This window comes from Spiroplasma sp. hyd1 (assembly GCF_016082235.1).
Taxonomy (GTDB): domain Bacteria; phylum Bacillota_I; class Bacilli_A; order Mycoplasmatales; family Mycoplasmataceae; genus Spiroplasma; species Spiroplasma poulsonii.
In genome coordinates, this window is the sequence record NZ_JXYY01000094.1 from 1 (window position 1) to 2,124 (window position 2,124).

The window sequence follows — 2,124 nt, forward strand, 5'->3', positions numbered from 1 at the left end:
GTGTATAAAAACTAACTACTCAACTACGAATAATATATTTTATTTTTCAATTTTCAATATCTTTATGTGTTCATTTATCAGTTAAAATAGGGTCTTTTTTAAATCAATTTCAAGGTAAAGCACCCTTTAATCAAGTTGTTTTATCTTGTTTCATAATTAACTCACCAATTTTCTTTCAATATGTATTCTTTGTGCTTCCCCAAAATCATTTCCAATTCAAAATGAAATCATTCCAGTTTTATTAATAACTATACTTCCATAATTATTTTGGTTAAGTAATTTAAACATATTAGAAATTTGTTCAACAAAACCTTTATATGTTTGTAAATGTCCGCTCGCTTCATTATCACCTGTTATTTGTGCAAAAATAGAATAAATATATTTTTCTTTATCAAAATTTTTAATTTGATAATTATTATTAGAAACAAAATCACTTGTATCAACAACTTCTCAGTCATTCCCAGCACCAATAGATATATCACCATTACCTAATAATGAATTACCATTAATAGTTTTAATATTTTCACCACTTACTAATTTATCTTGTTTAAGAATAATATCTTGTGATGTTTTTACAATATATTTATTATCAACTTTATCAATATAATTTTTATCTAAATCACTATCTTTAATCACATCTGATGGAATTTCACCACCTTGTTTTGATTTTCAGACATTATTTTCATAATAAATTGTATCATTATCAAACGGAACAATAAGTTTAATATATTCGTTATAATCAATTTTAGAAAAGTCATTAATAGTTGGATAAGTAATATTTATTGAATTATCTGTTTGTAATCGCTCTTTTAATCAAAATAATAATGTTGGATAAAAAGTTTTTTTACTAATATGTTTATATTCTTCTTCTCATGGATGAGCATAATTATCTAAACTATAATTATATGGTCTAGATTTTGTTTTACTAGATATAATATCAATTATTTCACCTGCTAATTTTAAAGCATTTTTAACATCTCTTGTAATATTTTCATTTGCTTCTGGGTTATTAGTTTGTGAATATGCTACACCACCTTGTGAAAATGAAGCACTACCAGTTAAATCATTAACTCCTTTTGGTAAATATCAATTTATAACTGCTAATAAACAAGCAGATTGAATATAACTTAATCATTTATCATATTCAATTAAACCAGTATTATCTTTTTTTACTCAGGGAAATAAATCTTTTTTATTAATTTTATCTGAAATTGTCCCACCTGATAATCTATCCATTCATAAACTAGTTTTTAAAATAGCATTGTAAATTAAATTATCATTATAAGCAGATTGTTTTCTATCATTAATAGGTTGTCAAAGTTTACTTGCTTTAACATCTTCAACTGTTATAAATAACAAATTACTTAAATTATTTTCCATATAAAACACCCCTTAATTGATTACAATATTTATTTTTTAAATTACTTGGTTTATAACTATTAACTCTTGTTTTTGTTTTCTTAATTGTTTTGATAGTTTGATTAGTTTTATAAAACATATTTTTAACTGGTGTTTTAGATAAATTCTTAATATTTTTAACATCACTTCGGCGTTCACGATATCATTTTTTATTATTAATTTCACCAGCAAAATTAAAGTTAAAATGTCCAATCTTTAAATTATTAATAAACTTTTTAATTTGTTGTAATTTTTGAACTGTTGGTAATGTTAATTTAGTAGTTCCTTTGGAATATTTTTCTTTTAATGCTTGTGGTAATCGTTTTTTAATATAATTTCTTAAATGACTAGGTAATCATTTTCTTAATCAATAACGCCAAAATAAAGTCCCAGCATTAGATACAGCATTACTTAATAATTTTCAAATTTCAACTGGAACACTAGGATAAACATATGGACCATAAAATTTTGGATGTTTTGCTGTTTTTGTATATATTAAAATAGTTAAATTACCTGTTAAAGTTAACTTATTTGTAATATTAAACATACCACTATCAAGTCAACTACTATTTAAAGGCTGTCAATTAGTATTTAGATAATTTTCATTTTTAAATTGTTCTCTATTTTGAATATTATTATCTTTTTCTAATTGACTTAATATTTGTTGTATTTCTTTTTTATGACCTTTTTTAATTAAATCTAAATAAGTAAAAGGATTTAATCATT

Annotated in this window: 2 protein-coding genes; both read right to left on the reverse strand. The window is 22.7% G+C overall.

The features are described from left to right. Positions 1–156: 156 nt before the first annotated feature. Positions 157–1,380, reverse strand: a complete 1,224-nt coding sequence (locus tag TS70_RS06365) for a hypothetical protein (protein ID WP_198049756.1) — start codon at positions 1,378–1,380, stop codon at positions 157–159. Then, positions 1,370–2,124, reverse strand: a 755-nt coding sequence (locus TS70_RS06370; RefSeq protein WP_198049757.1) for a hypothetical protein, incomplete at its 5' end; no start/stop codon positions are given. The genes TS70_RS06370 and TS70_RS06365, both read right to left, overlap by 11 nt.